This is a genomic window from Sphingopyxis sp., assembly GCF_019459305.1.
GTDB lineage: Bacteria > Pseudomonadota > Alphaproteobacteria > Sphingomonadales > Sphingomonadaceae > Sphingopyxis.
Map to the genome: position 1 here is coordinate 1 of NZ_JAIBES010000073.1, position 4,466 is coordinate 4,466.

Annotated in this window: 4 protein-coding genes and 1 pseudogene; 2 read left to right on the top strand and 3 right to left on the bottom strand. The window is 63.9% G+C overall.

Going from position 1 to position 4,466, the window contains the following annotated elements; all coding sequences use genetic code 11:
* Positions 1-35 precede the first annotated feature (35 nt).
* Together K0M74_RS08265 and K0M74_RS08270 are read left to right on the top strand one after the other, a co-directional pair.
* Entirely contained in the window at positions 36-722 is a 687-nt protein-coding gene (locus tag K0M74_RS08265; RefSeq protein ID WP_293970403.1) for a hypothetical protein, read from the top strand.
* A gap of 94 nt (positions 723-816) precedes the next feature.
* Positions 817-1,365 carry an NUDIX hydrolase gene (locus K0M74_RS08270; protein ID WP_293970406.1) on the top strand — a complete coding sequence of 183 codons (549 nt, stop codon included), beginning with the start codon at positions 817-819 and terminating at the stop codon, positions 1,363-1,365.
* 31 nt (positions 1,366-1,396) lie between these two features.
* On the opposite strand, the gene K0M74_RS08275 is transcribed toward K0M74_RS08270, so the two are convergent.
* From K0M74_RS08275 to carB, 3 genes and pseudogenes are all read right to left on the bottom strand, one after another.
* On the bottom strand, positions 1,397-2,032 hold the full coding sequence (locus K0M74_RS08275) for a rhomboid family intramembrane serine protease (protein ID WP_293970410.1): 636 nt from the start codon (positions 2,030-2,032) through the stop codon (positions 1,397-1,399).
* A gap of 13 nt (positions 2,033-2,045) precedes the next feature.
* Entirely contained in the window at positions 2,046-2,522 is a 477-nt protein-coding gene (gene greA / locus K0M74_RS08280) for a transcription elongation factor GreA (RefSeq protein ID WP_088439243.1), read from the bottom strand.
* A 95-nt stretch (positions 2,523-2,617) separates the two neighbouring features.
* Positions 2,618-4,466: pseudogene (gene carB / locus K0M74_RS08285) on the bottom strand (carbamoyl-phosphate synthase large subunit); the annotation flags it as partial.

Genomic DNA, 4,466 nt, shown 5'->3' on the forward strand with positions numbered 1-4,466 from the left:
CGGGCGCCTCCGGCGGCTGGTAGGGGGAACAAACCGTGCCGAAAAAAGTCAATCATATCAGCGAAGCCGACCATGACATTGTCACTGTCGCGGTTGCCGCGGCCGAGGCGCACACCAGCGGCGAAATCGTCACGGTCGTCGCAGCGAAGTCGAACGACTATGACGATGTCGCGCTCGTCTGGGCGAGCATCATCGCGTTCATCGCGATGTCGGCGATCGCGCTGTTTCCCGAATTTTTCCGCGGGCTTTATGACCGGCTGACAGGTGGCTGGGGCTATGAGCTGACCGCCAATCAGTGGCTTGGGACGGTGATCGCGGTCGGGGTTATCAAATGGATCGCTGCATGGCTCATCCTGCTGTGGAAGCCGCTGCGAATGGCGCTGACCCCGCGCACGATCAAGGCGCAGCGAGTGCGCGCCCGTGCGATCGACCTGTTCAAGGTCGGGACCGAGGCGAAGACATCAGGCCGCACCGGGGTGCTGCTGTACCTCAGCCTGAAAGAGCATCGCGCCGACATTGTGGCCGACGAGGCGATTGCGGCGAAAGTCGCCCCCGATGTCTGGGGCGACGCGATGAACGCGCTGATCGACCGCGTTCGGGCCGGTGAGCCGGGCGCAGGTATGGCGGCCGCGGTGACACAGATGGGAGTGGTACTGGCGCAGCATTTCCCGCGCGGCAGTAAGAATCCGAACGAATTACCGGACCGGTTGATCGAGATTTGATTTTTTTGTCATTGCGAGCGAAGCGCAGCAATCCAGGGCGGTTTACTCGCACTCTGGATTGCTTCGCTCGCGATGACGACGAGAGGATAGATCTATGACCCGCCCCGCCCCCGATACGCCCATAGAAACTCGCTGGGAGGGTCGTTTCATCACGGTCAAGCAGCACGGGACGTGGGAATATGTCTCGCGCTCGCGCGGTATCCATGCGGCGGTGATCCTGGCGATCGACGATGCGACCGATGGGCGGCATGTCATCCTGGTCGAGCAATATCGCGTACCGCTCAAGGTGAATTGCCTTGAGCTGCCCGCGGGGCTGGTGGGGGACGATAGCGCCGACGAAGCGGTGGAGGTGGCGGCCGAGCGCGAGCTGGAGGAAGAGACCGGCTATCGCGCCGCGAATTGGCGGGTGATTGGCGAATTCTTCAGCTCGCCGGGGATGGTCAGCGAGAGTTTTACGCTGCTGGTGGCGACCGGGCTGGTGAAAATCGGTGACGGTGGCGGGGTCGATAGCGAGGATATTGTCGTCCACCGGGTGCCGCTAGCTGGGATTGCCGATTTTGTGGCCGCGAAACGCGCCGAGGGGTGCGGGATCGATGTGCGGGTGGCGATGTTGCTGGCGGGTGGGTTGTTGGGCAACTTCTGACCCGTTCGTCTTCAACGGACTTAGGGGAAGATTACCGCGCCCCGAACCGCCACCTGAGCAGCGGCCGCGCGAGTAGCAATCCCGCCAGGAACCCGCCGACATGCGCCCAGATCGCGATGGCGCCGAACCCGCTGCCGCCCGCAAAGCCGATCAGCAGCTGCACCGCAATCCACGCCGCGGCGAGCCATAGGGCGCGGACCCAATGCGAAGGGATCGGCCCGATCGCGGGCGCCTGCGAGCGGCTGAAGATCAGCGCGAACACGGCGATCACGGCGGAGATCGCGCCGCTGGCGCCGATCATCGGCACCGCCGACTGCGGATCGGCCAGAAACTGCGCAAATGCGCCGGCATAGGCGCCCGCGAGCAACAGCACCGCCATCGCTTTGGCGCCCAGTGGCGCCTCCAGCTGGCGACCGATGAACAGCAGCACGATGATGTTGAAGACGATGTGCAGCACCCCGCCGTGCAGGAAGGCAGAGGTCAGCGGGGTGAGGAAGAAGGGCACCATCGTCCCCGGCGGGACGATGAGTTCCGACCCGAACCGCGCCGGAATGAACCCGGCGCGGACGATAGCGTTACCCGGAAACCCCGTGATACACAGCAAAGCGAAGACGATCACGCACGCCAGCGCATAGCCAGTGACCAGCGGCGCGTCCTGCGGCTTCATCGTCATCGTCCCATCAAATGAATTCGATTTTCTTCACCAGATAATATTTGTCGCCCGCGGGAACGGTGACCTCGACCTCGTCGTCGACGCGGCGGCCGATCAGCGCGCGGCCGAGCGGCGAGTTGTAGCTGATCTTGCCATCCTTCGCGTCAGCTTCGGCCTGGCCGACGATCTGGTATGTCACCGGCTTGTCGTCTTCGTCGGCGAGCGTCACGGTCGCGCCGAACACGATGCGGTCGCCCGACAGCATGGTCGGGTCGATCACCTGCGCGCGCGAAAGCTTGTCCTCGAGGTCGCCGATCGTCGCTTCGACCTGGCCCTGGCGTTCTTTCGCGGCGTGATATTCGGCATTTTCCGAAAGGTCGCCGTGGGCGCGCGCTTCCTCGATCGCATCGACGATCAGCGGCCGCTCGGCTTTGAGCGCTGTGAGCTGCGTGCTCAGCTTCTCATAGCCTTCTGCCAGCATCGGCACCTTTTCAACGCTTGCCATTATCCTGTTGTCCTTCGTCAATAACCCGCCGCCAGCGAAACTTCGCCGGGCGGCTGCGCCGCTGTTCCGTCAATGTCGGGGGGTGGAGCGGTCCTTCAATAATAGTCTTGAAGCGGCTTTACTTCAAGAGAGTGCGAACGCAACGCGCCGATCGCGTGCGTGGCTGCATCGCTGCCCGCCGCCGTCGTGTAATAAGCGACGTCGCCAGCCAGCGCCGAGGCGCGGATCGACTGCGAATCCTGTAGCGACTGCCAGCCTTCGGTGGTGTTGAAGATCAGCTGCACATCGCCGTCCTTGATCCGGTCTACGATATGCGGGCGGCCTTCGGCGACCTTGTTGACGCGCTCGACGTTGATTCCCTCACCCGCCAGATAATCGGCGGTGCCGCCGGTCGCGATCACCTTCCAGCCCCAGGCCGCCAGCTGCTTCACCGCGCCGATGATGCGCGGCTTGTCGCTGTCCTTGACCGACACAAAGACGCGGCCATCGGTCGGCAGCCGGTCGCCCGCGCCGAGCTGCGCTTTCGCAAAGGCCAGATTGAAATTGCGATCGATTCCCATGACTTCGCCGGTGGACTTCATTTCCGGCGACAGCACCGGGTCGGTGCCGGGGAAGCGCGCGAAGGGGAACACCGCTTCCTTCACCGCGACATGTTTGATGTCGCGGTTGATCTTCGGCAGGTCGGCGAGCTTTTCGCCCGCCATCACGCGCGCCGCGATCTTGGCGATCGGCGAGCCGACGGCCTTGGCGACAAAAGGCACGGTGCGGCTGGCGCGCGGGTTGACCTCGATCAGGTAAACCTCGTCGCCCTTGACCGCGAACTGGATGTTCATGAGGCCGCGGACTTCGAGCGCGCGCGCGAGCAATTCGGTCTGGCGCTCGATTTCGGCGATGATCGCGGGCGACAGGCTGTACGGCGGGATCGAGCAGGCGCTGTCGCCGGAATGGACCCCGGCTTCCTCGATATGCTGGAGCACCCCCGCGACGACGACGTCGGTGCCGTCGCACAGCGCATCGACATCGACTTCGATCGCATCGCGCAGATAGCGGTCGATCAGCACCGGCGAATCGCCCGATACCTGCACCGCGGTCTCGATGTAATTCTCGAGCTGCGCCTGATCGTCGACGATCTCCATCGCGCGGCCGCCGAGCACATAGGACGGGCGCGTGAGCACCGGGTAGCCGATGCGCGTCGCGACCGCGATCGCTTCCTCGCGGCTGCGCGCAATGCCGTTTTCGGGTTGTTTGAGCCCGAGCTTGTTGACCAGCGCCGCGAAGCGCTCGCGGTCTTCGGCGAGATCGATCGCGTCGGGCGAGGTGCCGAGGATCGGGATGCCCGCGTCCGACAGCGCCTGTGCCAGCTTCAGCGGCGTCTGGCCGCCGAACTGGACAATCACGCCGACCAGCGCACCCTTCGACTGCTCGACGTGCAGGATTTCCAGCACATCTTCGGCGGTCAACGGCTCGAAATAGAGGCGGTCCGAGGTATCATAATCGGTGCTCACCGTTTCCGGGTTGCAGTTGATCATGATCGTTTCATAGCCTGCCTCTTCCAATGCGAAGCAGGCGTGGCAGCAGCAATAATCGAACTCGATCCCCTGCCCGATCCGGTTCGGACCGCCGCCGAGGATGACGATTTTCTTGCGGTCGCTGGGGTTCGCCTCGCATTCGGGCTCGCCAAAGGTCGGGGCTTCGTAGGTCGAATAGAGATAGGGGGTCTGCGCCGCGAATTAGGCGGCGCAGGTGTCGATCGTCTTGAACACTGGGCGCACGCCGAGTTTGTGGCGGAGCTTGCGCACCTCCATCTCGGTCACGCCGCCGGTCATCGCCTTGACCGCTTCGTGGATCAGCCCGCTGCCGCGCGCCGGCGCGGCGGGGGGGGCGGGGTGGAAATTATGCGACAGTAGTTCCAGATAGGGGAGGCGCTTGTGCGAAAATCCCATA